The sequence below is a fragment of the Pseudomonas sp. 273 genome (assembly GCF_029201425.1).
Lineage (GTDB): Bacteria > Pseudomonadota > Gammaproteobacteria > Pseudomonadales > Pseudomonadaceae > Pseudomonas > Pseudomonas delhiensis.
In genome coordinates, this window is sequence record NZ_CP116775.1 from 234035 (window position 1) to 258979 (window position 24945).

At 65.9% G+C, this 24945-nt stretch carries 24 protein-coding genes and 2 tRNA genes; 22 read left to right on the forward strand and 4 right to left on the reverse strand.

The window, feature by feature from the left end; genetic code table 11:
• Positions 1–9: 9 nt before the first annotated feature.
• The 4 genes from leuE to PKO50_RS01140 are packed head-to-tail and all read left to right on the forward strand — an operon-like array spanning position 10 to position 4789.
• The gene (gene leuE, locus PKO50_RS01125) at positions 10–660 is read left to right on the forward strand and encodes a leucine efflux protein LeuE (protein WP_109934691.1); all 651 of its coding nucleotides are present in this window, start codon (positions 10–12) and stop codon (positions 658–660) included.
• A 19-nt stretch (positions 661–679) separates the two neighbouring features.
• Positions 680–3901 (forward strand): carbamoyl-phosphate synthase large subunit, encoded by a 3222-nt coding sequence (gene carB, locus PKO50_RS01130; protein ID WP_275628574.1) that lies wholly within the window; start codon positions 680–682, stop codon positions 3899–3901.
• Positions 3898–4374, forward strand: coding sequence for a transcription elongation factor GreA (gene greA / locus PKO50_RS01135; RefSeq protein ID WP_089390228.1), 477 nt, complete (start codon positions 3898–3900; stop codon positions 4372–4374). The genes carB and greA overlap by 4 nt, the downstream gene beginning before the upstream one ends.
• A gap of 10 nt (positions 4375–4384) precedes the next feature.
• Complete coding sequence (locus tag PKO50_RS01140; protein ID WP_109934692.1) at positions 4385–4789, forward strand: DUF4149 domain-containing protein; 405 nt, start codon at positions 4385–4387, stop codon at positions 4787–4789.
• A 52-nt stretch (positions 4790–4841) separates the two neighbouring features.
• Here the strand turns inward: PKO50_RS01140 and PKO50_RS01145 are convergent, their stop codons facing one another.
• Positions 4842–5156 (reverse strand): YhbY family RNA-binding protein, encoded by a 315-nt coding sequence (locus PKO50_RS01145; protein WP_109934562.1) that lies wholly within the window; start codon positions 5154–5156, stop codon positions 4842–4844.
• Positions 5157–5235: 79 nt separating this feature from the next.
• On the opposite strand from PKO50_RS01145, the gene rlmE reads away from it, so the two are divergent.
• The 18 genes from rlmE (at position 5236) to PKO50_RS01235 (ending at position 22772) form a co-directional block, all read left to right on the forward strand.
• Positions 5236–5859, forward strand: a complete 624-nt coding sequence (gene rlmE, locus PKO50_RS01150) for a 23S rRNA (uridine(2552)-2'-O)-methyltransferase RlmE (RefSeq protein ID WP_089390230.1) — start codon at positions 5236–5238, stop codon at positions 5857–5859.
• 198 nt (positions 5860–6057) lie between these two features.
• On the forward strand, positions 6058–7977 hold the full coding sequence (gene ftsH / locus PKO50_RS01155) for an ATP-dependent zinc metalloprotease FtsH (protein WP_275630412.1): 1920 nt from the start codon (positions 6058–6060) through the stop codon (positions 7975–7977).
• Between the two features lie 9 nt (positions 7978–7986).
• A complete protein-coding gene (gene folP, locus PKO50_RS01160; RefSeq protein WP_089390231.1) occupies positions 7987–8856 on the forward strand; it encodes a dihydropteroate synthase in 870 nt (289 codons plus the stop codon).
• Positions 8853–10193: a phosphoglucosamine mutase gene (gene glmM, locus PKO50_RS01165; RefSeq protein ID WP_109934565.1), complete on the forward strand. Its 1341-nt coding sequence runs from the start codon at positions 8853–8855 to the stop codon at positions 10191–10193. The genes folP and glmM overlap by 4 nt, the downstream gene beginning before the upstream one ends.
• Before the next feature lie 65 nt (positions 10194–10258).
• A complete protein-coding gene (tpiA, locus tag PKO50_RS01170; protein ID WP_109934566.1) occupies positions 10259–11014 on the forward strand; it encodes a triose-phosphate isomerase in 756 nt (251 codons plus the stop codon).
• Between the two features lie 2 nt (positions 11015–11016).
• Positions 11017–11409 carry a preprotein translocase subunit SecG gene (gene secG / locus PKO50_RS01175; protein ID WP_275628575.1) on the forward strand — a complete coding sequence of 131 codons (393 nt, stop codon included), beginning with the start codon at positions 11017–11019 and terminating at the stop codon, positions 11407–11409.
• A 13-nt stretch (positions 11410–11422) separates the two neighbouring features.
• A tRNA-Leu gene (locus PKO50_RS01180) sits at positions 11423–11508 on the forward strand.
• 89 nt (positions 11509–11597) lie between these two features.
• A tRNA-Met gene (locus tag PKO50_RS01185) sits at positions 11598–11674 on the forward strand.
• Between the two features lie 128 nt (positions 11675–11802).
• Positions 11803–12261 carry a ribosome maturation factor RimP gene (rimP, locus tag PKO50_RS01190; RefSeq protein WP_275628576.1) on the forward strand — a complete coding sequence of 153 codons (459 nt, stop codon included), beginning with the start codon at positions 11803–11805 and terminating at the stop codon, positions 12259–12261.
• A 46-nt stretch (positions 12262–12307) separates the two neighbouring features.
• A complete protein-coding gene (nusA, locus tag PKO50_RS01195) occupies positions 12308–13789 on the forward strand; it encodes a transcription termination factor NusA (RefSeq protein WP_089390235.1) in 1482 nt (493 codons plus the stop codon).
• Between the two features lie 27 nt (positions 13790–13816).
• Positions 13817–16360: a translation initiation factor IF-2 gene (gene infB / locus PKO50_RS01200; RefSeq protein WP_275628577.1), complete on the forward strand. Its 2544-nt coding sequence runs from the start codon at positions 13817–13819 to the stop codon at positions 16358–16360.
• A gap of 105 nt (positions 16361–16465) precedes the next feature.
• A complete protein-coding gene (gene rbfA, locus PKO50_RS01205; protein WP_089390237.1) occupies positions 16466–16855 on the forward strand; it encodes a 30S ribosome-binding factor RbfA in 390 nt (129 codons plus the stop codon).
• A 3-nt stretch (positions 16856–16858) separates the two neighbouring features.
• Positions 16859–17773 carry a tRNA pseudouridine(55) synthase TruB gene (truB, locus tag PKO50_RS01210; protein WP_089390238.1) on the forward strand — a complete coding sequence of 305 codons (915 nt, stop codon included), beginning with the start codon at positions 16859–16861 and terminating at the stop codon, positions 17771–17773.
• A gap of 99 nt (positions 17774–17872) precedes the next feature.
• A complete protein-coding gene (gene rpsO / locus PKO50_RS01215) occupies positions 17873–18142 on the forward strand; it encodes a 30S ribosomal protein S15 (protein ID WP_009613036.1) in 270 nt (89 codons plus the stop codon).
• 167 nt (positions 18143–18309) lie between these two features.
• Entirely contained in the window at positions 18310–20415 is a 2106-nt protein-coding gene (pnp, locus tag PKO50_RS01220) for a polyribonucleotide nucleotidyltransferase (RefSeq protein ID WP_275628578.1), read from the forward strand.
• Positions 20416–20560: 145 nt separating this feature from the next.
• The gene (locus PKO50_RS01225) at positions 20561–21979 is read left to right on the forward strand and encodes a hypothetical protein (RefSeq protein ID WP_275628579.1); all 1419 of its coding nucleotides are present in this window, start codon (positions 20561–20563) and stop codon (positions 21977–21979) included.
• Between the two features lie 195 nt (positions 21980–22174).
• Positions 22175–22525 carry a BON domain-containing protein gene (locus PKO50_RS01230; RefSeq protein ID WP_275628580.1) on the forward strand — a complete coding sequence of 117 codons (351 nt, stop codon included), beginning with the start codon at positions 22175–22177 and terminating at the stop codon, positions 22523–22525.
• Positions 22526–22574: 49 nt separating this feature from the next.
• Positions 22575–22772 (forward strand): CsbD family protein, encoded by a 198-nt coding sequence (locus tag PKO50_RS01235; protein ID WP_089390242.1) that lies wholly within the window; start codon positions 22575–22577, stop codon positions 22770–22772.
• A 55-nt stretch (positions 22773–22827) separates the two neighbouring features.
• Here PKO50_RS01235 and PKO50_RS01240 read toward each other — a convergent pair whose 3' ends face one another.
• Genes PKO50_RS01240 through PKO50_RS01250 form a run of 3 tightly spaced genes read right to left on the reverse strand, consistent with a single transcriptional unit; the run spans position 22828 to position 24943 of the window.
• Entirely contained in the window at positions 22828–24279 is a 1452-nt protein-coding gene (locus PKO50_RS01240) for a rhomboid family intramembrane serine protease (RefSeq protein ID WP_275628581.1), read from the reverse strand.
• Positions 24280–24338: 59 nt separating this feature from the next.
• Entirely contained in the window at positions 24339–24638 is a 300-nt protein-coding gene (locus PKO50_RS01245; RefSeq protein ID WP_275628582.1) for a DUF2845 domain-containing protein, read from the reverse strand.
• 14 nt (positions 24639–24652) lie between these two features.
• Positions 24653–24943, reverse strand: a complete 291-nt coding sequence (locus tag PKO50_RS01250; protein ID WP_089390245.1) for a DUF2845 domain-containing protein — start codon at positions 24941–24943, stop codon at positions 24653–24655.
• Positions 24944–24945: the final 2 nt, after the last annotated feature.

Consider the following 24945-nt stretch of genomic DNA (forward strand, 5'->3'; position numbering starts at 1 on the left):
GCGAAGATGATGCCGACCCTGGGAATCACCGACCTCTGGACCTACGTCCTGGGTACGCTGTTCATCGTCCTGCTGCCGGGCCCGAACTCGCTGTTCGTGCTGGCCACCGCCGCCCAGCGTGGCGTCGCCGGCGGCTACCGGGCGGCCAGCGCGGTGTTCCTGGGCGATGCCATCCTGATGCTGCTGTCGGCCCTGGGCATCGCCTCGCTGCTCAAGGCCGAGCCGATGCTGTTCCTCGGCCTGAAGTATGCCGGCGCCGCCTACCTGTTCTACCTGGGCCTGGGCATGCTCCGCGGCGGCTTGCAGAAGCTGCGCCAGCCGCTGGAACAGGCCGCCCCGGTGAAGGACGTGGACGTCGCCCAGCCGTTCCGCAAGGCGCTGCTGCTGAGCCTGTCCAACCCCAAGGCGATCCTCTTCTTCGTGTCCTTCTTCATCCAGTTCGTCGACCCCGGCTATGCCTACCCCGGCGTGTCGTTCCTGGTGCTGGGCACGATCCTCGAGGTCATCAGCGCCCTCTACCTCAGCTTCCTGATCTTTTCCGGTGTGCGCCTGGCGGCCTGGTTCCGCCGCCGGCAGCGGCTGGCGGCCGGCGCCTCGAGTGGCGTCGGCGCCCTGTTCGTCGGCTTCGGCGTGAAGCTGGCCAGCGCAACCCTTTCCTGAATATTGCAACGAGAGTCCCATGCCCAAGCGTACAGACATCAAGAGCATCCTGATCCTCGGTGCCGGCCCCATCGTCATCGGCCAGGCGTGCGAGTTCGACTACTCCGGCGCACAGGCCTGCAAGGCCCTGAAGGAAGAAGGCTTCCGCGTCATCCTGGTGAACTCCAACCCGGCCACCATCATGACCGACCCGGCCATGGCCGACGCCACCTACATCGAGCCGATCAAGTGGCAGACCGTGGCCAAGATCATCGAGAAGGAGCGCCCCGACGCGCTGCTGCCGACCATGGGCGGCCAGACCGCGCTGAACTGCGCGCTGGACCTCGAGCGCCACGGCGTGCTGGAGAAGTTCGGCGTCGAGATGATCGGCGCCAACGCCGACACCATCGACAAGGCCGAGGACCGTTCGCGCTTCGACAAGGCCATGAAGGCCATCGGCCTGGCCTGCCCGCGCTCGGGCATCGCCCACAGCATGGAAGAAGCCTACGGCGTGCTGGAGCAGGTCGGCTTCCCCTGCATCATCCGTCCGTCCTTCACCATGGGCGGCACCGGTGGCGGCATCGCCTACAACCGCGAGGAATTCGAGGAGATCTGCGCCCGCGGCCTGGACCTGTCGCCGACCAACGAGCTGCTGATCGACGAGTCGCTGATCGGCTGGAAGGAATACGAGATGGAGGTTGTCCGCGACAAGAAGGACAACTGCATCATCGTCTGCTCCATCGAGAACTTCGACCCCATGGGCGTGCACACCGGTGACTCCATCACCGTGGCCCCGGCGCAGACCCTGACCGACAAGGAATACCAGATCATGCGCAACGCCTCCCTGGCGGTGCTGCGCGAGATCGGCGTGGAGACCGGCGGTTCCAACGTGCAGTTCGGCATCTGCCCGGACACCGGGCGCATGGTCGTGATCGAGATGAACCCGCGGGTGTCGCGCTCCTCGGCCCTGGCCTCCAAGGCCACCGGCTTCCCGATCGCCAAGATCGCCGCCAAGCTGGCCGTCGGCTACACCCTCGACGAGCTGCAGAACGACATCACCGGCGGCCGTACCCCGGCCTCCTTCGAGCCGGCCATCGACTACGTCGTGACCAAGGTGCCGCGCTTCGCCTTCGAGAAGTTCCCGAAAGCCGACGCCCGCCTGACCACCCAGATGAAGTCCGTGGGCGAGGTCATGGCCATCGGCCGTACCTTCCAGGAGTCGGTGCAGAAAGCCCTGCGCGGCCTGGAAGTGGGCGTTGCCGGCTTCGATCCGAAGCTCGACCTGGCCGACCCGGAAGCCGAGGGCATCCTGCGCCGCGAGCTGACCGTGCCGGGCGCCGAGCGCATCTGGTACGTGGCCGACGCCTTCCGCGCCGGCAAGAGCATCGAGGAAGTCTTCGCCCTGACCAAGATCGACGAGTGGTTCCTGGTGCAGATCGAGGACCTGATCAAGGAAGAAGAGAAGGTCAAGACCCTCGGCCTGTCCGGCATCGACGCCGACCTGATGCGCAAGCTCAAGCGCAAGGGCTTCTCCGACGCGCGCCTGGCCAAGCTGCTCGGCGTGACCGAGAAGAACCTGCGCAACCACCGCCACAAGCTGAAGGTGCTGCCGGTCTACAAGCGCGTGGACACCTGCGCCGCCGAATTCGCCACCGACACCGCCTACATGTACTCGACCTACGAGGAAGAGTGCGAGGCCAACCCGTCCGGCCGCGACAAGATCATGATCCTGGGCGGAGGTCCGAACCGCATCGGCCAGGGCATCGAGTTCGACTACTGCTGCGTGCACGCCGCGCTGGCGATGCGCGAAGACGGCTACGAGACCATCATGGTCAACTGCAACCCGGAGACCGTCTCCACCGACTACGACACTTCCGACCGCCTGTACTTCGAGCCGGTGACCCTGGAAGACGTGCTGGAGATCGTCCGCGTCGAGCAGCCCAAGGGCGTGATCGTCCAGTACGGCGGCCAGACCCCGCTGAAACTCTGCCGCGCCCTGGAAGAAGCCGGCGTGCCGATCATCGGCACCAGCCCCGACGCCATCGACCGCGCCGAGGACCGCGAGCGCTTCCAGCAGATGGTCCAGCGCCTGAACCTGCGCCAGCCGGCCAACGCCACCGCGCGCAGCGAAGACGAGGCCCTGAGCCTGTCGAAGAACATCGGCTACCCGATGGTGGTGCGCCCGTCCTACGTGCTGGGCGGCCGGGCGATGGAAATCGTCTACCAGGAAGAAGAGCTCAAGCGCTACATGCGCGAGGCTGTGAAGGTCTCCAACGACAGCCCGGTGCTGCTGGACCGCTTCCTGAACTGCGCCATCGAAGTCGACATCGACGCGGTCTGCGACGGCGAGAACGTGGTGATCGGCGCCATCATGCAGCACATCGAGCAGGCCGGCGTGCACTCCGGTGACTCCGCGTGCTCGCTGCCGCCGTACTCGCTGCCCAGGCACATCCAGGACGAGATCCGCGAGCAGGTCAAGAAAATGGCCCTGGAGCTGGGCGTCGTCGGCCTGATGAACGTGCAGATGGCCGTGCAGGGCGAAGACATCTACGTCATCGAGGTGAACCCGCGCGCCTCGCGTACCGTGCCGTTCGTCTCCAAGTGCATCGGCGAGTCCCTGGCCAAGATCGCGGCCCGCGTCATGGCCGGCAAGAGCCTTGCCGAAGTCGGCTTCACCGAAGAGGTGATCCCGCCGTACTATAGCGTCAAGGAAGCGGTGTTCCCGTTCGCCAAGTTCCCTGGCGTCGACCCCATCCTCGGCCCGGAGATGAAGTCCACCGGCGAGGTCATGGGCGTGGGCGACAGCTTCGGCGAGGCTTTCGCCAAGGCCCAGCTGGGCGCCAGCGAAATCCTGCCGAACGCCGGTTGCGCCTTCATCAGCGTCCGCGAGGACGACAAGCCGCAGGCCGTCCAGGTCGCCCGTGACCTGGTCGCGCTGGGCTTCGAGGTGGTCGCCACCGCCGGTACCGCCAAGGTGATCGAAGCGGCCGGCCTGCCGGTCCGCCGGGTGAACAAGGTGACCGAAGGCCGTCCGCACGTGGTCGACATGATCAAGAACGACGAAGTCACCCTGATCATCAACACCACCGAAGGTCGCCAGTCGATCGCCGACTCCTATTCGATCCGTCGTAACGCCCTGCAGCACAAGATCTACTGCACCACCACCATCGCGGCGGGGCAGGCGATCTGCGAGGCGCTCAAGTTCGGTCCCGAGAAGACCGTTCGCCGGCTGCAGGATCTGCATGCAGGAATCAACGCATGAGCAAATTCCCGATGACCGTCCAGGGCGCCCGCGCCCTGGAAGAAGAACTGAAACACCTGAAGACCGTTCTGCGCCCGCAGATCACCCAGGCCATCGCCGAGGCGCGTGAGCTGGGCGACCTCAAGGAGAACGCCGAGTACCACGCGGCCCGCGAGCAGCAGGGCATGTCCGAGGCGCGCATCCGCGACATCGAGGCCAAGCTGTCCAACGCGCAGATCATCGACGTGACCACCATCCCGCATACCGGGAAGGTGATCTTCGGGACCACCGTGGACATCGCCAACGTCGAGACCGACGAGACCGTGACCTACCAGATCGTCGGCGACGACGAGGCCGACATCAAGCGCAGCAAGATCTCGGTCAACTCGCCGATTGCCCGTGCGCTGATCGGCAAGACCGAGGGCGACGCGGTGCTGGTCAGGACCCCTGGCGGCGACGTCGAGTACGAGATCGTTGAAGTCCGCCACGCCTGAGTCGCGTCCGCTGAAAGCCGCCGCAGCCAGCTGGTTGCTGGCCCAGACCTTCTGGGTCGGCGGCCTCTGGCTGTTGCGTTTCGTGGTCCTGCCGGCGCTGCAGAAGGTCGGCCTGGCGCCGCTGCTGGTGCAGTCGGTGGCCGATGCGCTGACGCCGCTGCTGGTCGGCTTCGCCGGTTTCTGCGCGCTGCTGCAGGCGCTGGTGCTGGTGACGGCGCAGGGCCTGGGCAGCCTCTGGCGCGAGATGCGCGGGCAGCTGCTGCTGACCGTGCTGGCGATGGTGGCGAGCTACCTGGTGGTGAACCAGTTGGCGCCGGATGCCCAGCGCTGGCTGCTGTTCAACTACCTGGTGCTGGCCCTGTGCGGCGTGCTGCTGGTGCTGCAACCGGTGCCGGGGCGGGACGCGGCGCGCTGAGCGCCGGCCGGCGGGGCCTTGGCCAGGGCGCCTGGGCGCCCGGCCTGCACTGTCACAGGCCGCTGTAGCGGCTGACGTTCGACAGGTTGCGGTTCGGCTTGGGATTGCGGCGGTAGACCAGGGCCATCTTGCCGATGGCCTGGACCAGCTCGCAGCTGCCGTTGCTGCACAGTTCGTCGATCAGCGCGCGGCGGTCGTCGCGCTCGGTGATGCGGAACTGTACCTTGATCAGTTCGTGATCGTTGAGCGCACGCTCGAGCTCGGCCATGACGCCTTCGGTAAGGCCGTTTTCGGCAACGGTCAATACAGGCTTCAGGTGGTGGCCGATAGATTTGAACTGTTTCTTCTGCTCCTGAGTGAGCGCCATAATCAGACCCCTGGGGAAAAAAGGCGGATATCTTACCCGAATTACGATTCGACCGGGTGCCGCTCAGACGAGGTAATACGTGGCCCGTTCCAAGACTAGCCATCGCTGGCTGAAAGAACACTTCGACGATCCTTACGTGAAGATGGCGCAACGCGACGGCTACCGCTCGCGCGCCAGCTACAAGCTGCTGGAGATCCAGGAGAAGGATCGCATCCTGCGCCCGGGCATGACCGTGGTCGACCTCGGCGCCGCGCCGGGCGGCTGGTCGCAGGTCACCAGCCGGGTGATCGGCGACAAGGGCACGCTGATCGCCTCGGACATCCTGCCGATGGACAGCATCCCGGACGTCACCTTCATCCAGGGCGACTTCACCGAGGATGCGGTGTTCGCCCAGCTGCTCCAGGCCATCGGCGAAAATCCGGTGGACCTTGTGATTTCCGATATGGCCCCCAATATGAGTGGACTGCCCGCCGTGGACATGCCCCGGGCCATGTTCCTCTGCGAGCTGGCGCTGGACCTGTGCACCCGGGTGTTGCGCCCGGGTGGCGATTTCCTGATCAAGATCTTCCAGGGCGAGGGCTTCGACGCTTACCTGAAGATGGTCCGCGAGAATTTCGAGAAGGTGCAGATGCGCAAGCCGCTGTCCTCCCGCGACCGTTCCCGCGAGCAATATCTGCTCGCGCGGGGCTTCCGCGGAGCCTAGACTGCGACGAATGGGCCGTCTGCCCGTCCACTCCACGCAAGTAGGGCTTGTACCGGCTTGCGCCGGGGTTCATAAAGGGTTACAGACGCCTCCTACGTCGCTAGGGGTTGTGTAGTAATTTGGCCGGAAGGAGTCTGGCCGTCGTGTGAAGCGGTTTCCAGGGCGGAGCCGGCTTCAGAGGGTAATCAATTGAACGACATGGCAAAGAACCTGATCCTGTGGTTGATCATCGCGGCGGTGCTGGTCACCGTGATGAACAACTTCTCCAGTCCGAGCGAGCCGCAGACGCTCAACTATTCGGACTTCATCCAGCAGGTGAAGGAAGGCAAGGTCGAGCGGGTTACCGTCGACGGCTACGTGATCACTGGCAAGCGCCAGGACGGGGATACCTTCAAGACCGTCCGCCCGGCGATCCAGGACAACGGCCTGATCGGCGACCTGGTCAACAACAACGTGGTCATCGAGGGCAAGCAGCCCGAGCAGCAGAGCATCTGGACGCAACTGCTGGTGGCGAGCTTCCCGATCCTGGTGATCATTGCCGTGTTCATGTTCTTCATGCGCCAGATGCAGGGCGGCGGCGGTGGCCGCGGCGGCCCGATGAGCTTCGGCAAGAGCAAGGCGCGCCTGCTGTCCGAGGACCAGGTCAAGACCACCTTCGCTGACGTCGCCGGCTGCGACGAGGCCAAGGAAGAGGTCAGCGAGCTGGTCGAGTTCCTCCGCGATCCGGGCAAGTTCCAGCGCCTGGGCGGCCGTATCCCGCGTGGCGTGCTGATGGTCGGCCCGCCCGGTACCGGCAAGACCCTGCTCGCCAAGGCCATCGCCGGCGAGGCCAAGGTGCCGTTCTTCACCATCTCCGGTTCCGACTTCGTCGAGATGTTCGTCGGCGTGGGCGCCTCCCGCGTGCGTGACATGTTCGACCAGGCCAAGAAACACGCACCCTGCATCATCTTCATCGACGAGATCGACGCCGTCGGCCGCCATCGTGGCGCCGGCCTGGGCGGCGGTCACGACGAGCGCGAGCAGACCCTCAACCAGCTGCTGGTGGAGATGGACGGCTTCGAGATGAACGACGGCATCATCGTCATCGCCGCGACCAACCGTCCGGACGTGCTCGACCCGGCGCTGCTGCGCCCGGGCCGCTTCGACCGCCAGGTGGTGGTCGGCCTGCCGGACATCCGCGGCCGCGAGCAGATCCTCAAGGTGCACATGCGCAAGGTCCCGCTGGGCGACAACGTCGACGCCGCGGTGATCGCCCGCGGTACCCCGGGCTTCTCCGGCGCCGACCTGGCCAACCTGGTCAACGAAGCCTCGCTGTTCGCCGCCCGTTCCAACAAGCGCATCGTCGACATGCGCGAGTTCGAGCTGGCCAAGGACAAGATCATGATGGGCGCCGAGCGCAAGACCATGGTCATGTCCGAGAAAGAGAAGAAGAACACCGCCTTCCACGAGGCCGGCCACGCCATCGTCGGCCGCCTGGTGCCGGAGCACGACCCGGTCTACAAGGTTTCCATCATCCCCCGCGGCCGCGCCCTGGGCGTGACCATGTTCCTCCCCGAGGAGGACCGCTACAGCCTGTCCAAGCGCGCCCTGGAAAGCCAGATCTGCTCGCTGTTCGGCGGCCGTATCGCGGAAGAGATGACCCTCGGCTTCGAAGGCGTCACCACCGGTGCCTCCAACGACATCATGCGTGCCACCCAGCTGGCGCGGAACATGGTCACCAAGTGGGGCCTGTCCGAGAAGCTCGGCCCGCTGATGTACGCCGAAGAGGAGGGCGAGGTGTTCCTCGGCCGCAGCGCCGGCAGCCAGCATGCCAACGTCTCTGGCGAGACTGCGAAGCTGATCGACCAGGAAGTGCGGCGCATCATCGACGACTGCTACGGCACCGCCAAGCGCCTGCTGGACGAGAACCGCGACAAGCTGGACATGATGGCCGACGCGCTGATGAAGTACGAGACCATCGACGCCGACCAGATCGAGGACATCATGGCCGGCCGCGTGCCGCGTGAGCCGCGCGACTGGCAGGGCGGCGGTTCCGGTTCCTCCGGTTCGGCGAGCGCCAGCCGCGACGAGGGGGGCCGCAAGGAAAACCCCATCGGGGGCCCCGCCGGCGAGCACTGAGAGCACCAGATGAGTTTCGAGCTGTACCCGACCCGGTTGCCTTGCGGCAACCGGGTTCTTGATTTAGGGCGTACCCATGTCATGGGTATCCTCAACGTCACCCCGGACTCCTTCTCCGATGGCGGCCGCTTCAGCCAGCGCGACGTCGCGTTGCGCCATGCCGCCGAGATGGTCGAGGCCGGCGCCAGCCTGATCGATGTGGGTGGCGAGTCGACCCGCCCGGGGGCGCGCCTGGTGTCGCCGACCGAGGAACTGGAGCGCGTGGCGCCGGTGGTGGAAGCCATCGCCCGCGAACTGGACGTGGTGATTTCCGTCGATACCTCGACGCCCGCCGTGATGCGCGAGACCGCGCGCCTGGGCGCCGGGCTGATCAACGACGTGCGCTCGCTGCAGCGCGATGGCGCATTGGATGCCGCGGTGGATGCCGGCCTGGCCGTGTGCCTGATGCACATGCGCGGCGAGCCGAGCACCATGCAGAACGACCCGCGCTACCCCGACATCCTGGCCGAGGTGCATGATTTCCTCGCCGAGCGCATCGCCGTCTGCGAGGCGGCGGGGATCGCGCGCGAGCGCCTGGTGCTCGACCCCGGCTTCGGCTTCGCCAAGACCCAGGCGCACAACCTGGTGTTGTTCCAGCGCATGGAGCGTCTGCTGGAACTGGGCTGCCCGCTGCTGGTCGGAGTGTCGCGCAAGAGCATGATCGGCCGCGCCCTGGGGCGCGAGGTCGGTGACCGCCTGTATGGCAGCCTGGCGCTGGCGGCGCTGGCCGTGGCCAAGGGTGCGCGGATCATCCGCGTGCACGACGTTGCCGAAACGGTGGATGTGGTCCGCATGATCGATGCGGTGGAACAAGCTAAGGAAGAAGGACAGACAGCATGAGCAGGAAATATTTCGGTACCGATGGCATCCGTGGCCGCGTCGGCACGCCGCCGATCACGCCGGACTTCGTGCTCAAGCTGGGCTGGGCGGTGGGTATGGCCTTCCGCCAGCAGGGCAAGTGCCGCGTGCTGGTGGGCAAGGACACGCGGATTTCCGGCTACATGTTCGAATCGGCCCTGGAGGCCGGCCTGTCGGCCGCCGGCGCCGACGTGATGCTGCTGGGCCCCATGCCGACCCCGGGCATCGCCTACCTGACGCGCACCTTCCACGCCGAGGCGGGCATCGTCATCAGCGCCTCGCACAACCCCCACGACGACAACGGCATCAAGTTCTTCTCCGGCCAGGGCACCAAGCTGCCGGATGAAGTCGAACTGATGATCGAGGAACTCATCGACACCCCCATGACCGTGGTGGATTCCGCGCGCCTGGGCAAGGTCTCGCGGATCAACGACGCCGCCGGCCGCTACATCGAGTTCTGCAAGAGCAGCGTGCCCACCAGCACCGATTTCTCCGGCCTGCGCTTGGTCGTCGACTGCGCCCACGGCGCCACCTACAAGGTCGCGCCCAGCGTGTTCCGCGAGCTGGGTGCCCAGGTCTCGGTGATCGGCGTGCAGCCCAACGGCCTGAACATCAACGACAACTGCGGTTCCACCCACGTCGCCGCGGTGCAGGCGGCGGTCATCGCCGAGCAGGCCGACATGGGCATCGCCTTCGACGGCGACGGCGACCGCGTGATGATGGTCGACCACACCGGCGCGGTGGTGGACGGCGACGAGATCCTCTTCCTGATCGCCCGCGACATGCAGGAGCGCAACCGCCTGCAGGGCGGCGTGGTCGGCACGCTGATGAGCAACCTGGGCCTGGAGCTGGCCCTGGCCGACCTGCAGATCCCCTTCACCCGGGCCAAGGTCGGTGACCGCTACGTGATGGCGGAAATGCTGGGGCGCGGCTGGCAACTGGGCGGCGAGAACTCCGGCCACGTGGTCTGCGCCCAACACACCACCACCGGGGATGCCATCATCGCCGCGCTGCAGGTGCTGATGGCGCTGAAGAGCCGCGGCCAGACCCTGGCCGAGGCGCGCCAGGGCATCCGCAAGTTCCCGCAGGTGCTGATCAACGTGCGCTACCAGGGCAAGGACGTCGATCCCATCGAGCATCCGGCGGTCAAGGAAGCCTGCGCGCGCGTCACCGAAAGCATGGCTGGCCGCGGCCGCGTGCTGCTGCGCAAGTCCGGCACCGAGCCGCTGGTGCGGGTGATGGTCGAGGGCGACGAAGAGAGCAGGGTGCGTGCCTACGCCGAACAGCTGGCGAAGGTCGTTACCGAGGTATGTGCTTGATTTCTCTTGTCAGTCTGATTTTTGTCGAGTAACATCTGCGCCCACTTTGCTCAGCGAGGTACAGCATGCGTCGACCCTTAGTGGCCGGGAACTGGAAAATGCACGGTACCCGCTCCAGTGTTGCGGAGCTGATCAAAGGCTTGCGACAACTGGCTCTGCCTACAGGTGTCGATGTGGCGGTTCTGCCGCCTTGTCTGTACATCAACCAGGTCCTGCAAGGGCTGGATGGCAAGTCGGTTGCGGTTGGTGCGCAGAATTGCGCAGTCGAGCCGATGCAAGGTGCCCTCACGGGTGAGGTTGCAGCCAGTCAGCTGGTCGATGCCGGTTGTTCCCTGGTTCTGGTGGGGCACTCCGAGCGCCGCCAGGTTCTGGGCGAAAGCGACGAGGTCATCGGTCGCAAGTTCGCGGCGGCGCAATCCTGTGGCCTGGTTCCGGTGTTGTGCGTGGGTGAGACCCGCGAGCAGCGCGAAGCCGGCAAGACCCTCGAGGTCGTGGGGCGCCAGCTGGGTTCGGTGATAGAGGATTTGGGCGTCGGGGCTTTCTCCCGCGCCGTAGTGGCTTACGAGCCCGTGTGGGCCATCGGGACGGGGCTGACCGCTTCGCCCGAGCAGGCTCAGGAAGTACATGCGGCCATCCGTGCGCAATTGGCGGCGGAAAATGCCGAGGTCGCCCGCGGGGTTCGCCTGCTTTATGGCGGTAGCGTCAAGGCGGCGAATGCGGTCGAGCTGTTCGGCATGCCGGACATCGATGGGGGGCTGATTGGTGGTGCCTCCCTGAATGCGGATGAGTTCGGTGCGATCTGTCGCGCCGCGGGAAGCTGAAGATGCTGGAAACAGTTGTAATCGTGATTCACCTGCTGATGGCGCTGGGTCTGGTTGTACTGGTCCTGCTTCAGCATGGCAAGGGTGCGGATGCCGGTGCCTCCTTTGGTTCCGGTGCCTCGGGTACCGTTTTCGGTAGCCAGGGTTCTGCAACCTTCCTCAGTCGTTTTACTGCTGTACTGGCTGCAGTTTTTTTCATTACCAGCTTGGGTTTAGCGTATTTCGCTAAAGAAAAAGCTGATATGATACGTCACATCGGACTTCCTGATCCGGCAGTGATGGAGCAGAAGCAGGAGAAGGTCCCGGCAACCTCCGACGTGCCGGCGACCCAGGGGCAGCAACAAGTCCCGGCAGCTGGCAACGGTGACGTGCCCGCAGCTCCTGAGCAGAAGTAAGGCAAAGGTTTTTGCCGAGGTGGTGGAATTGGTAGACACGCTACCTTGAGGTGGTAGTGGCCATAGGCTGTAGGGGTTCGAGTCCCCTCCTCGGTACCATATACGAAGCCCCGCACGCGGGGCTTTCGTTTCCGGTGCGTTGGTTGACCTGGATAAGGTGTAACCGTATAATTTCGCACCAGCTTTGACGCGGGATGGAGCAGTCTGGTAGCTCGTCGGGCTCATAACCCGAAGGTCGTTGGTTCAAATCCAGCTCCCGCAACCAGTTATGGCAGAGCCCCTTTTCAGGGGCTTTTTGCTAGCTGGACAGTCCGCGCCGCCGATGCAGGGCGGCCCTTTAGGGATGGGCGTTTCGCCCATTTTTCGTTTCTACGGCATACGCGAGGCGATCAGGTGTCGAGCAAGCTAGAACAGTTGCAGGCCTTGCTGGCCCCTGTGGTAGAGGCGCTCGGCTACGAGTGCTGGGGCCTCGAGTTCCTGTCCCAGGGACGTCATTCCCTGCTGAGGGTCTATATCGACAAGGCCGACGGCATCCTGATCGAGGACTGCGAAACCGTCAGTCGTCAGGTCAGCGGCGTGCTGGATGTCGAAGACCCGATCAGCGGCGAATACACCCTGGAGGTTTCCTCCCCGGGCATGGACCGTCCGCTGTTCACCCTCGAGCAGTTCGCCCGCTACGTTGGCGAGCAAGTGAAGATCAAGCTGCGCGTGCCCTTCGAGCGGCGGCGCAACTTCCAGGGCATCCTCCGCGGTGTGGAGGAGCAGGACGTGGTGGTCCTGGTGGAGGACCACGAATACCTGCTGCCGATCGATTCGATCGATAAGGCCAACATCATTCCCCGATTTGAGTGAGCCGCGGATCAAGCGGATTCCAATGGATTGAAAGGCGAGGCGTACGATGAGCAAAGAAGTACTGCTGGTTGTTGAGTCGGTGTCCAACGAGAAGGGCGTACCGCCCGGCGTGATTTTCGAAGCGCTGGAACTGGCTCTGGCGACCGCCACCAAGAAGCGTTTCGAGGACGAGGTCGACCTGCGCGTGCAGATCAACCGCGCCAACGGCAACTACGACACCTTCCGCCGCTGGACCGTGGTCGAAGACGAGGACTACTCCAACCCGGCCGCCGAGCTGACCGTCGAGGACGTGCAGGAAAGCCATCCGGGCACCAAGGCCGGCGACGTCATCGAAGAGAAGATCGAGTCCATCGAGTTCGGCCGCATCGCCGCCCAGACCGCCAAGCAGGTCATCGTGCAGAAGGTCCGCGAGGCCGAGCGCGCCCAAGTGGTCGACGCCTACCGCGAGAAGGTCGGCGAGATCATCTCCGGCACCGTCAAGAAGGTCACCCGCGACAACGTCATCGTCGACCTGGGCAACAACGCCGAAGCGCTGCTGGCCCGCGACCAGATCATCCCGCGCGAGACCTTCCGCGTCGGCACCCGCGTGCGTGCCCTGCTCAAGGAAATCCGCAGCGAGAACCGCGGCCCGCAACTGGTCCTCTCGCGCACCGCGCCGGAGATGCTGATCGAGCTGTTCCGCATCGAGGTGCCGGAAATCGCCGAGCAGCTGATCGATGTCATGGCCGCCGCCCGGGACCCGGGTTCGCGCGCCAAGATCGCGGTACGCTCCAAGGACAAGCGCATCGACCCGCAGGGTGCCTGCATCGGCATGCGTGGTTCGCGCGTTCAGGCCGTATCCGGCGAGCTGGGTGGTGAGCGCGTGGATATCGTGCTCTGGGACGACAACCCGGCGCAGTTCGTCATCAACGCCATGGCCCCGGCCGAAGTGGCGGCGATCATCGTCGACGAAGATACCCACACCATGGATATCGCCGTCGCCGAGGACAACCTGGCCCAGGCCATCGGCCGCAGCGGCCAGAACGTCCGCCTGGCCAGCCAACTGACCGGCTGGACGCTGAACGTGATGACCGAGGCCGACATCCAGGCCAAGCAGCAGGCCGAGACCGGTGACATCCTGCAGCGCTTCGTCGACGAGCTGGATGTCGACGAGGAGCTGGCCCAGGTGCTGGTCGAGGAAGGCTTCACCACCCTGGAAGAAATCGCCTACGTACCGATGGAAGAGATGCTCAACATCGACGGCTTCGACGAAGACATCGTCAACGAGCTGCGCTCGCGCGCCAAGGACCGTCTGTTGACCAAAGCCATCGCGACCGAGGAAAAACTTGCCGACGCGCAACCGGCCGAAGACCTGCTCAGCCTCGATGGCATGACCAAAGAGCTGGCCTTGGACCTGGTGCTGCGTGGCGTAACCACCCGTGAAGATCTTGCCGAGCAGTCGATCGACGACCTGCTCGACATCGACGGCATGGACGAAGAGCGTGCCGGCAAGTTGATCATGGCCGCCCGGGCCCATTGGTTCGAGTAAGCATTCGCGGCCTGAGGAGAGAAATGCATGACGCAAGTCACGGTGAAAGAACTGGCCAAAACGGTCGATACGCCGGTCGAGCGCCTGCTGCAGCAGATGCGCGAGGCGGGCCTGCCGCACAGCAGTGCCGAGCAGGTAGTGACCGACAACGAAAAGCAGGCTCTGCTGGCGCACCTCAAGGGTAGCCATGGCGACCGCCTGGAAGAACCGCGCAAGATCACCCTGCAGCGTAAGACCACTTCCACCCTGCGGGTGGCTGGCAGCAAGACGGTGAGCGTCGAGGTTCGCAAGAAGAAAACCTACGTCAAGCGCAGCCCCGACGAGATCGAGGCCGAGCGTCAGCGCGAGCTGGAAGAGCAGCGCGCAGCGGAAGAAGCTGCTCGCCTGAAGGCCGAGGAAGAAGCCCGTCAGAAGGCCGAGGCCGAAGCCCGCCGTCAGGCCGAGGAAGCGTCCCGTCGCCAGCCTGAACAGGCTCCGCAGCCGGCGGCGCCCGCAGTCGCTGCCGAGGCGCCGGCCGTTGCCGCTGCAGCTGCCGTTCCTGCTGCTCCCGCCGCCGCCGCTGCGGCTGCCGGCGATGAGCGCAAGAAGGAAGCCGAAGTGCGCCGTCCGCCGAAGCGTGGCGAGGAAGACGAGCGTCGTGATCGCAAGCATGCCCAGCATCGCCCGTCGATCAAGGAAAAGGAAAAGACCACTGCTCCGCGCGTTGTCCGCTCCGGCGTGGATGACGATGACAGTTTCGGTCGTCGTGGCGGCGGTCGCGGCAAGTCGAAGCTGAAGAAGCGTAACCAGCACGGGTTCCAGAGCCCGACAGGACCGATTGTGCGCGAAGTGAGTATCGGCGAGACCATCACAGTTGCTGAGCTGGCTCAGCAGATGTCGGTGAAGGGCGCCGAAGTCGTCAAGTTCATGTTCAAGATGGGCACCCCGGTGACCATCAACCAGGTACTCGACCAGGAGACCGCCCAGCTGATCGCCGAAGAACTCGGCCACAAGGTCAAGCTGGTCAGCGAGAACGCCCTGGAAGAGCAACTGGCCGAGTCGCTGAAGTTCGAAGGCGAGGCGGTATCACGTGCGCCGGTGGTGACCGTGATGGGCCACGTCGACCACGGCAAGACCTCGCTGCTCGACTACATCCGTCGTGCCAAGGTGGCCGCGGGCGAAGCCGGTGGCATCACCCAGCACATCGGCGCCTACCACGTGGAAACCGATCGCGGCATGGTCACCTTCCTCGACACCCCCGGCCACGCCGCGTTCACCGCGATGCGTGCCCGTGGTGCCCAGGCGACCGACATCGTCATCCTGGTGGTGGCGGCCGACGACGGCGTGATGCCGCAGACCCAGGAAGCCGTCCAGCACGCGAAAGCCGCTGGCGTGCCGATCGTGGTCGCGATCAACAAGATCGACAAGCCCGACGCCAACCCGGACAACATCAAGAACGGCCTGGCCGCGCTCGACGTGATCCCGGAGGAGTGGGGCGGCGACGCACCCTTCGTGCCGGTCTCGGCGAAGATGGGTACCGGTGTCGACGAACTGCTCGAAGCCGTACTGCTGCAGGCCGAAGTCCTGGAGCTCAAGGCCACCCCGTCGGCCCCCGGCCGTGGCGTGGTGGTCGAGTCGCGCCTGGACAAGGGCCGTGGCCCGGTGGCCACCGTGCTGGTCCAGGACGGTACCCTGCGCCAGGGCGACATGATCCTCTGCGGCGTCAACTATGGCCGCGTGCGCGCCATGCTCGACGAGAACGGCAAGCCGATCAAGGAAGCCGGCCCGTCCATCCCGGTCGAGATCCTCGGCCTGGACGGCACCCCGGATGCCGGTGACGAAGTGACCGTGGTCGCCGACGAGAAGAAGGCCCGCGAAGTCGCGCTGTTCCGCCAGGGCAAGTTCCGCGAGGTCAAGCTGGCCCGCCAGCAGTCGGCGAAGCTGGAAAACATCTTCGAGAGCATGGGCCAGGAAGAGAAGAAGACCCTCAACATCGTCCTCAAGGCCGACGTTCGGGGTTCCCTGGAAGCCCTGCAGGGCTCGCTCAGCGGCCTGGGCAACGAAGAAGTGCAGGTCCGCGTGGTCGGCGGCGGCGTCGGTGGCATCACCGAGTCCGATGCCAACCTGGCGCTGGCCTCCAACGCGGTGCTGTTCGGCTTCAACGTCCGTGCCGACGCCGGTGCGCGCAAGATCGTCGAGGCCGAAGGCCTGGACATGCGTTACTACAACGTGATCTACGACATCATCGAAGACGTCAAGAAAGCCCTCACCGGCATGCTCGGCAGCGATGTCCGCGAGAACATCCTGGGTATCGCCGAAGTGCGTGACGTGTTCCGTTCGCCGAAGTTCGGCGCGGTCGCCGGCTGCATGGTCACCGAGGGCCTGGTGCACCGCAACCGTCCGATCCGCGTACTGCGCGACGACGTGGTGATCTTCGAGGGCGAGCTGGAATCGCTGCGCCGCTTCAAGGACGACGTTGCCGAAGTCCGTGCCGGCATGGAGTGCGGTATCGGCGTGAAGAGCTACAACGACGTCCGCGTCGGCGACAAGATCGAAGTGTTCGAGAAGGTCGAAGTCGCTCGTACCCTGTAAGGGCAGACGAGCGTAATCGCAGCGCCCGGGCCGGCTATCCGCTGTCCCGGGCGTTTGCCGCTTATTCGTCCGGTGCCTTCGGGCTGCCGGAAGCAGGTTAGGAAAATGGCCAAAGAGTACAGCCGTACCCAGCGTATCGGCGATCAGATGCAGCGCGAACTGGCGCTGCTCATCCAGCGCGAGGTCAAGGACCCGCGCCTGGGCCTGGTGACCATCACCGGCGTCGACGTGGCGCGCGACCTGTCCCACGCCAAGGTGTTCATCACCGTGATGGGGCAGGACGACAATGCCGAGGTGATCAAGCAGAACACCTCGATCCTCAACGACGCCGCCGGTTTCCTGCGCATGCACCTGGGCAAGGCGATGAAGCTGCGCACCGTGCCGCAGCTGCATTTCAGCTACGACGCCAGTATCCGTCGCGGTGCCGAGCTGTCGGCGCTGATCGAGCGGGCGGTGGCCGAAGACCGTCGCCATGGTGGCGGTTCCGAGGAGTAAGGCGTGGCCCAGGTGAAACGTATCCGCCGTGCGGTCGACGGCGTGCTGGTGCTCGACAAGCCGCGCGGCATGAGCTCCAACCAGGCCCTGCAGAAGGTGCGCTGGCTGCTCAACGCCGAGAAGGCCGGGCACACCGGCAGCCTTGACCCCCTGGCCACCGGCGTGCTGCCGCTGTGCTTCGGCGAGGCGACCAAGTTCTCCCAGTACCTGCTCGATGCCGACAAGGGCTACGAGACCGTAGCCCGGCTGGGCGTCACCACCACCACCGGCGACGCCGAGGGCGAGGTGCTCGAGGAGCGCCAGGTGACCGTCGGTCGGGAGGCCCTGGAGGCCGTGCTGCCGCGGTTCCGCGGCGAGATAGAGCAGGTGCCGCCGATGTATTCGGCACTGAAGAAGGACGGCCAGCCGCTGTACAAGCTGGCCCGTGCAGGAGAGGTAGTGGAGCGCGAGGCGCGTTCTGTTACTATTGCGCGCCTGGAACTGCTGGCCTTCGAGGCGCCCTGCGCCACCCTGGCCGTTTCCTGCAGCAAGGGCACCTACATCCGCACCCTGGTCGAGGACATCGGCCGCGAGCTGGGCTGCGGTGCCCATGTGGCCGCGCTGCGCCGTACCCAGGCGGGCCCCTTCGGGCTGGCCCAGGCGGTGACGCTGGATGAGCTGGTGCAGGCCCACGCCGAGGGCGGCAACGAGGCCCTCGACCGCTTCCTGCTGCCGGTGGATGCCGGCCTGGAACACTGGCCGCTGCTGCAGCTGTCCGAGCACAGCGCCTACTACTGGCTGCATGGGCAGCCGGTACGCGCACCCGAGGCACCGAAGTTCGGCATGCTGCGGGTACAGGATCACGAGGGTCGCTTCATCGGTATCGGTGAGGTGACCGACGACGGGCGTATCGCGCCGCGTCGACTGATTCGGTCGTAAGGCCGGAAACCCGAGGGTGGCTGTCAACAGGCACGGTCACACCTCCTTTATGAACACAGGGAAAAGTCCCTGGCCTGTTACCTCAGAGGAAAGCCCATCATGGCACTGAGCGTCCAAGAGAAAGCCCAGATCGTAAACGAGTACAAGCAAGCTGAAGGCGACACCGGTTCCCCGGAAGTGCAGGTTGCCCTGCTGTCCGCCAACATCAACAAGCTGCAGGACCACTTCAAGGCCAACGGCAAAGACCACCACTCCCGTCGTGGCCTGATCCGCATGGTCAACCAGCGCCGCAAGCTGCTGGACTACCTGAAGAACAAGGACACTGCTCGTTACAGCGCCCTGATCGGTCGCCTGGGCCTGCGTCGCTAAGACGGCAAGCCTGAAGTGGGAAGCTGGGAGTCTGGAGTTGATGGGCGGTGCGAACCGGCCTTCGGCTTCGGGCTCCCGGCTTCTCGCTTTTTAGGGAATGTAATCGGGTCCGACTCCCGGCATTTCCACGATTTCCCCCAAGGCAACTAAGTGAAGGTAAAGACACCGTGAACCCGGTAACCAAGAAATTCCAGTTCGGTCAATCGACCGTAACCCTCGAGACTGGCCGCATCGCCCGCCAGGCCACCGGCGCCGTGCTGGTCAGCATGGACGACGTCACCGTGCTGGTCACCGTCGTGGGCGCCAAGCAGGCCGACCCGAACAAGGGCTTCTTCCCGCTGTCCGTCCACTACCAGGAGAAGACCTACGCAGCCGGCCGCATCCCCGGCGGCTTCTTCAAGCGTGAAGGCCGTCCTTCCGAGAAGGAAACCCTGACCTCGCGCCTGATCGACCGTCCGATCCGCCCGCTGTTCCCCGAAGGCTTCATGAACGAAGTGCAGGTCGTCTGCACCGTCGTTTCCACCGGCAAGAAGACCGATCCGGACATCGCCGCCATGATCGGCACCTCCGCCGCCCTGGCGATCTCCGGCATCCCCTTCGCCGGCCCGATCGGTGCCGCCCGCGTGGGCTTCCACCCGGAAGTCGGCTACATCCTCAACCCGACCTACGAGCAACTGCAGAGCTCCAGCCTCGACATGGTCGTGGCCGGTACCTCCGACGCCGTGCTGATGGTCGAGTCCGAAGCCGACGAGCTGACCGAAGACCAGATGCTGGGCGCCGTGCTGTACGCCCATGAAGAATTCCAGGCGGTCATCCGCGCCGTCGCCGAACTGGCGACCGAAGCCGGCAAGCCGACCTGGAACTGGAGCGCCCCGGCCGAGAACACCGCCCTGGTCAACGCCATCAAGGCCGAGTTCGGTGCTGCGATCTCCGAGGCCTACACCGTTACCATCAAGCAGGACCGCTACGCCGCCCTGGACGCCCTGCGCGAGGAAATCGTCGCCAGGTTCGCCGGCGAAGGCGAAGGCCAGTACCCGGCCAGCGAAGTCAAGGACGTGTTCGGCCTGCTGGAATACCGCACCGTTCGCGAGAACATCGTCAACGGCAAACCGCGTATCGACGGCCGCGACACCCGCACCGTGCGTCCGCTGAAGATCGAAGTCGGCGTGCTCGGCAAGACCCACGGTTCGGCCCTGTTCACCCGCGGCGAAACCCAGGCCCTGGTCGTCGCCACCCTCGGCACCGCCCGTGATGCGCAGCTGCTCGACACCCTCGAAGGCGAGCGCAAGGACCCCTTCATGCTGCACTACAACTTCCCGCCGTTCTCGGTGGGCGAGTGCGGCCGCATGGGCAGCCCGGGCCGTCGCGAAATCGGCCACGGCCGCCTGGCCCGCCGTGGCGTCGCCGCCATGCTGCCGGCGCAGGACGAGTTCCCCTACACCATCCGCGTGGTTTCCGAGATCACCGAATCCAACGGTTCCAGCTCCATGGCTTCCGTGTGCGGCGCTTCCCTGGCGCTGATGGACGCCGGCGTGCCGGTCAAGGCGCCGGTTGCCGGTATCGCCATGGGCCTGGTGAAGGAAGGTGACAAGTTCGCCGTCCTGACCGACATCCTGGGTGACGAAGACCACCTGGGCGACATGGACTTCAAGGTCGCCGGTACCGACAAGGGCGTCACCGCCCTGCAGATGGACATCAAGATCAACGGCATCACCGAAGAGATCATGGAGATCGCCCTGGAGCAGGCACTGGAAGCGCGCCTGAACATCCTCGGCCAGATGAACCAGGTCATCGCCCAGCCGCGCGCCGAGCTGTCGGAAAACGCCCCGACCATGCTGTCGATGAAGATCGATCCGGACAAGATCCGCGACGTCATCGGCAAGGGCGGCGCCACCATCCGCGGCATCTGCGAAGAGACCAAGGCCTCGATCGACATCGAGGACGACGGCAGCGTGAAGATCTACGGCGAGACCAAGGAGGCTGCCGAGGCCGCCAAGCAGCGCGTCCTGGGCATCACCGCGGAAGCCGAGATCGGCAAGATCTACGTCGGCAAGGTCGAGCGCATCGTCGACTTCGGCGCCTTCGTCAACATCCTGCCGGGCAAGGACGGCCTGGTGCACATCTCGCAGATCAGCGACAAGCGCATCGACAAGGTCACCGACGTGCTCAAGGAAGGCGAGGAAGTCAAGGTCTTGGTGCTGGACGTGGACAACCGCGGCCGCATCAAGCTGTCCATCAAGGACGTTGCCGCTGCCGAAGCTTCCGGCGTCTGAGGAACCCCGTCCACGATCTGCCGCGCACCGCGCGAGATCGTGAACAGGTTCCAAGCGGTAGCAAAATGAAAAGAGGGCCCCTTGCGGGCCCTCTTTTTTTGCCTGGACAATGGCGCCTCGCCAGCACGCAAGGAAAGCCAGGCCGATGGACAAGCACTACTGCCACTACCACCAGGCGCAGCCCGCCACCTGGTTCTGCCTGCCGTGCCAGCGCCACTACGGCGACTGCTGCGTGCCGTTGAACGCCGACGTGCCGGAATACGCCCCGGCCTGCCCGCTGTGCCGCAACGGCCTGCAGTACCTGGGCGCGGCCAACAGCGCCCAGCCGTTCTGGGAGCGCCTGCCGAAGTTCTTCGCCTACGCCCTGCAGCCGGGCCCGCTGATGTTCGCCGCGGCGCTGGCCCTGGCCAGCCTGTTCATGCCCAGCATGCTGCTGCTGTGGCTGGCCCTGCTGAGCGTGGCCACCAAGTACCTGCACAGCGTTATCGAGGCGGTCAGCCTGGGCAGCAACGACGCGCCCGGCCTGGGCGAGGCCTTCGACCTCTCCAGCCTGGGCGCCTTCCTGCGCCAGCTGGCGGTGTTCGTCGTGGCCGCGGTGCTGCTCTGGCTGGCCGCGGACTTCGACAATCCCTCGCTGTTCTGGGTGGTGAACGTCGCCCTGGTGCTGGTGCTGCCGGCCAGCGTCATCCGCCTGGCCCTGGACAAGAGCCTGGGCTCGGCGCTCAGCCCGGTGGAAGTCGGCCAGGTGATCGGCGCCATGGGTTGGCGCTACCTGATCCTCTGCGTCTTCCTGTTCATCCTCTGGCAATCGCCGAACTACCTGGCCTGGCTGCTCGGCTTCGGCCTGCCCAAGGTGGTGCTGATGCCGGTGCTGGTGGCGCTGCTCGGCTACTTCGGCGTGGTGATGTGCGCGATGATGGGGTACGCCGTGTTCCAGTACCAGGGCGCGCTGGGCTACGCGGTGGCCGGCGACGACGTCGTGGAAGGCTTCCCCGAGGCCGAATGGCGTCGGCGCCGGGCCCTGGCCGAAGCCGAGGTGCGGGTGAAGGAAGGGCAGGGCGGTGCTGCCATGGAGACCCTGGCGGCGGCCCTGCGCCAGGACCCCGAGGACCTGCGCCTGAACGAGCGCTACCACCAGTTGCTGTACGGGCTGAACGAGCGCGACGCCTGCCTGGCCCACCTGGCCCTCTACCTGCCCCTGGCGACGCGGCTGAACCCGCAGCTGGCGGCCAGCGCCCTGCTCAACGCCCGGCAGTTGCAGGCCGACTACCTGCCGGACGACCCGCTGGTGTGCGAGCGCATCGCCGAGGTGCTGCTGCAGCGCCACAAGGCCCGCGAAGCCCTCAGCCTGTTGCGCAACCTGCACCAGCGCTTCCCGCAGTACCCGCAGATTCCGCGGGCCTACCTGATGGCCGCGCGCGGCTTCGCCGAAGGCCTGGGGCAACTCGAGCCGGCCGGCAAGCTGCTGGCGTTCATCCGCCTGCGCTACCCGGACTCGCCGCTGCTCGCCGAGGTGGCCAGCCTGGAACAGGTGCTGGAGAAGATGGCCCGCCAGGGCGGCTAGGGCCATGCAGTTTGCACGGCCAGGCGGGGCCTACTGTGCAAATTGCCCATGTTCCGGTGTCGGTCTTTATATCCAACTGATTGAATAATAAGGAATTTATCTTTCCGCAAAAGCTGGCCCGGAGCTTGCGATATCCCTTGTGAAACTGCCGCCAGGCATGGTCGCAGTTCCTTGCAAAGTACAGGAGAGATCGCCATGAAACACCGTTTCAGCAAACTGGCCCTTGCCGCTGCCACCGCTTCCGCCCTGAGCTTCTCGCTCGCCAGCCCGGTGTTCGCGCAACCGACGACCCTCGCTGCGAATGACACCGTGCAGAAGACCGAGGAGGCGGTTTCCGATACCTGGATCACCAGCAAGGTGAAATCCAGCCTGATCGCCAACAAGGACATCAGCGGCACCAGCATCAAGGTGGAAACCAACAAGGGCGTGGTGGCCCTGTCCGGCACGGTCAAGACCGAGGCCGAACGCGACCTGGCGATCCAGACCGCGAAGGGCATCAAGGGCGTCACGGCGGTCTCCGCCGATGGCCTGAAGGCCGTGGACTGATTCATGTGGGCCCGGGTCGCCCCGGGCCCCCCGCGAACGGGAGTCCCCCATGAACACCGATGTGATCAAAGGCAAGTGGAAGCAGCTGTCCGGCACCCTCAGGGAGAAGTGGGGCAAGCTGACCGACGACGACCTGAAGGTGGCGGACGGACATGCCGAATACCTGGTCGGCAAGCTGCAGGAGCGTTACGGCTGGAGCCGTGACCGCGCCGAGCAGGAAGTGCGCGACTTCAGCGACCGCCTGTAACGCCGGGCGGCTTCGCACCAGGCCCCGTCGGCGCAAGCCGGCGGGGCCTTTTTCGTCAGCGCGCCAACTGCTCCTGGTAGAGCGCCAGCTGGCGCGTCTGTTCGGCCTCGGGGTAGCGCTGGCGAAGGAACTGCGCCAGTTCGCGCAGGCCCTGGCTGTCGCGCTGGGCGCCGAGGCGCTTGGCCAGTTGCAGCGTCATCTGCGGCAGTTGCGCCGGGTGCTGGCCGTTCTTCGCCAGGCGCCGCCAGGCCCCCAGGGCCCGCGGCCCGTCCTCCAGCTGCAGGAGCCTCTGCAGCAGGTGCAGTTGCACCACGGGGTGGGCCAGCTGGCGCTGTTTCTCCCCGGCGCTGTCGTCGGCCAGGCGGCGCAGCAGGCCGGCGGCCTCGTTCGGCGGCAGGGCGAACAATTGCTTGAGCACGGCGCCGAGCAGCGCGGCGTCCTGGCGGGACAGGGCCACGCCGTACAGGCGCTCGACCAGCAGCAGGCGCCCGGGGTGGCGCAGCAGCAGCTCCTGGCCGCGGCTCGCCGCCTGGTCCAGGGCGAAGCGGCCGATCAGCGCGTCCAGCGCCGCCAGGTCGCGCTTGAAGGCGGCGTCCGGGTCTTCCTTGGCCAGGTAGGCCTCGTCCACCTCCAGGCGCCCGAAGCGGCGCGGCAGCCACACCAGCAGGAAGCCCGAGGCCAGGCCGCCGAGGTGGGCGTAGTAGTTGACGTGGTCGGCGGCGCGCAGCAGGCCGTAGAGCTCCTTGCCCATCCACAGCGGCAGTATCCACAGCGCCGGCGCGCTGAAGTAGCCGAGCAGCGGCCCCAGCCAGTAGAAGAAGCGGATGCGCCGCAGCCCGTACACGCCGATGTACATGCCCATGAGCCCGGAGATGGCGCCGGAGGCGCCGATGCCGGTGACCCACACCGGGTCCAGCGCCCACCACAGCAGGCCGGAGCAGAGCCCGCTGACCAGGTACAGGGCCAGGTACTTGAGACGGCCCAGGGCGATTTCCAGGGCGAAGCCGAAGATGAACAGGAACACCATGTTGCCGGCCAGGTGCCAGAAGTCGCCGTGCAGGAACATGGAGCCGAACAGCCCCTGCAGGCTGAACTGCGCGGGGATGAAGCCGAAGCGCAGCGAACTCAGGCGGTCGCGCGCGGCCTCGGCGCTGGCCCGCGCCGATTGCCAGGCCGGGTCCTGCTGGAAGGCCGGCAGGCCGCGCAGCTCATGGCCGAACTCCAGGTCGCGGAGGATCAGCCAGGCCAGGTCCTGGCGGCGCAGGCCCTCGATGGCGCGCTTCTGGTTGTCGTCCAGCTTCTCGCGGCGCGCCAGCGCCTCGCCGAACAGCGCACGCTCGCGGCCCAGCAGGTCCAGCTCCAGGTAGACGCCCACGGCCTGTTCCTGGCGGGCCCGGTCGCCACCCTGGTAGACGAAGAAGATCAGGCAGTTGAGCAGGATCAGCAGCAGCGTCACCAGCGGCGGCTTCTTCCAGTCCAGCGGGTGTTCGGCGGGCACGATGAGCATGGGCGACCTGTCCTTGGCGGTGATGGCGCGAGACTATCACCGGCATCGGGCGCTGTCTGTCAGTTGCTGCGCTTGCTCTGGATGGCGTCGATGCGGTTGCCGCGCAAGCGCACGAAATACAGCATGCCGTTCCAGGGGCCGTAGATCCATTCCTCCACCCGCACCTCCTCGCGCTGGCCCCAGTCGCCGACGACGATGCGGTTGCCCAGGTAGGAGCGGTCCACTGGCTGGCCGCAGCGCTCGAGCACGTCGCCGGTGGTGTCGCCGCTGCTGATCAGGCGGCTGCCGCAGCGCAAGCTGTCGGCCTGCGCCGTGGCGGCGAGCAGCAGCAGGGGGAGGGCGAGGAGGCTGGGGCGCATGCGGGCTCCGCGGGTCAGTCGCGCTTGAATTCGATGCGCTTGAGGCGGTTGGCTTCGAAGGTGAGGATGTAGGTGGCGCCGTTGCGCGGGCCGTACACCCATTCCTCGACCTTGAACTCGCGGCGATCGTAGCCGCCCAGGGTGTAGCCGACGTCGTCGCGGTGGTCCGGCGCGCCGCACTTCTGCTCCACTTCCCAGGCGCGGTCGCCGACGCTGACCAGGGCGCTGCCGCAGCGCATGCTGTCGGCCCGGGCGGTGGCGCTGGCCAGCAGCAGGGCGGCGGCCAGCAGGGGCAGGAACTTCATCG

Bases quoted from the DNA above. Each gene is read 5' to 3' on its own strand.
- rbfA (WP_089390237.1), top strand. From the start codon at position 16,466: ATGGCCAAAGAGTACAGCCGTACCCAGCGTATCGGCGATCAGATGCAG.
- PKO50_RS01235 (WP_089390242.1), top strand. From the start codon at position 22,575: ATGAACACCGATGTGATCAAAGGCAAGTGGAAGCAGCTGTCCGGCACC.
- secG (WP_275628575.1), top strand. From the start codon at position 11,017: ATGCTGGAAACAGTTGTAATCGTGATTCACCTGCTGATGGCGCTGGGT.
- PKO50_RS01145 (WP_109934562.1), bottom strand. From the start codon at position 5,156: ATGGCGCTCACTCAGGAGCAGAAGAAACAGTTCAAATCTATCGGCCAC.
- PKO50_RS01240 (WP_275628581.1), bottom strand. From the start codon at position 24,279: ATGCTCATCGTGCCCGCCGAACACCCGCTGGACTGGAAGAAGCCGCCG.
- glmM (WP_109934565.1), top strand. From the start codon at position 8,853: ATGAGCAGGAAATATTTCGGTACCGATGGCATCCGTGGCCGCGTCGGC.
- PKO50_RS01245 (WP_275628582.1), bottom strand. From the start codon at position 24,638: ATGCGCCCCAGCCTCCTCGCCCTCCCCCTGCTGCTGCTCGCCGCCACG.
- ftsH (WP_275630412.1), top strand. From the start codon at position 6,058: ATGGCAAAGAACCTGATCCTGTGGTTGATCATCGCGGCGGTGCTGGTC.
- tpiA (WP_109934566.1), top strand. From the start codon at position 10,259: ATGCGTCGACCCTTAGTGGCCGGGAACTGGAAAATGCACGGTACCCGC.
- PKO50_RS01230 (WP_275628580.1), top strand. From the start codon at position 22,175: ATGAAACACCGTTTCAGCAAACTGGCCCTTGCCGCTGCCACCGCTTCC.
- carB (WP_275628574.1), top strand. From the start codon at position 680: ATGCCCAAGCGTACAGACATCAAGAGCATCCTGATCCTCGGTGCCGGC.
- nusA (WP_089390235.1), top strand. From the start codon at position 12,308: ATGAGCAAAGAAGTACTGCTGGTTGTTGAGTCGGTGTCCAACGAGAAG.
- leuE (WP_109934691.1), top strand. From the start codon at position 10: ATGCCGACCCTGGGAATCACCGACCTCTGGACCTACGTCCTGGGTACG.
- PKO50_RS01250 (WP_089390245.1), bottom strand. From the start codon at position 24,943: ATGAAGTTCCTGCCCCTGCTGGCCGCCGCCCTGCTGCTGGCCAGCGCC.
- rpsO (WP_009613036.1), top strand. From the start codon at position 17,873: ATGGCACTGAGCGTCCAAGAGAAAGCCCAGATCGTAAACGAGTACAAG.
- infB (WP_275628577.1), top strand. From the start codon at position 13,817: ATGACGCAAGTCACGGTGAAAGAACTGGCCAAAACGGTCGATACGCCG.
- PKO50_RS01225 (WP_275628579.1), top strand. From the start codon at position 20,561: ATGGACAAGCACTACTGCCACTACCACCAGGCGCAGCCCGCCACCTGG.
- folP (WP_089390231.1), top strand. From the start codon at position 7,987: ATGAGTTTCGAGCTGTACCCGACCCGGTTGCCTTGCGGCAACCGGGTT.
- greA (WP_089390228.1), top strand. From the start codon at position 3,898: ATGAGCAAATTCCCGATGACCGTCCAGGGCGCCCGCGCCCTGGAAGAA.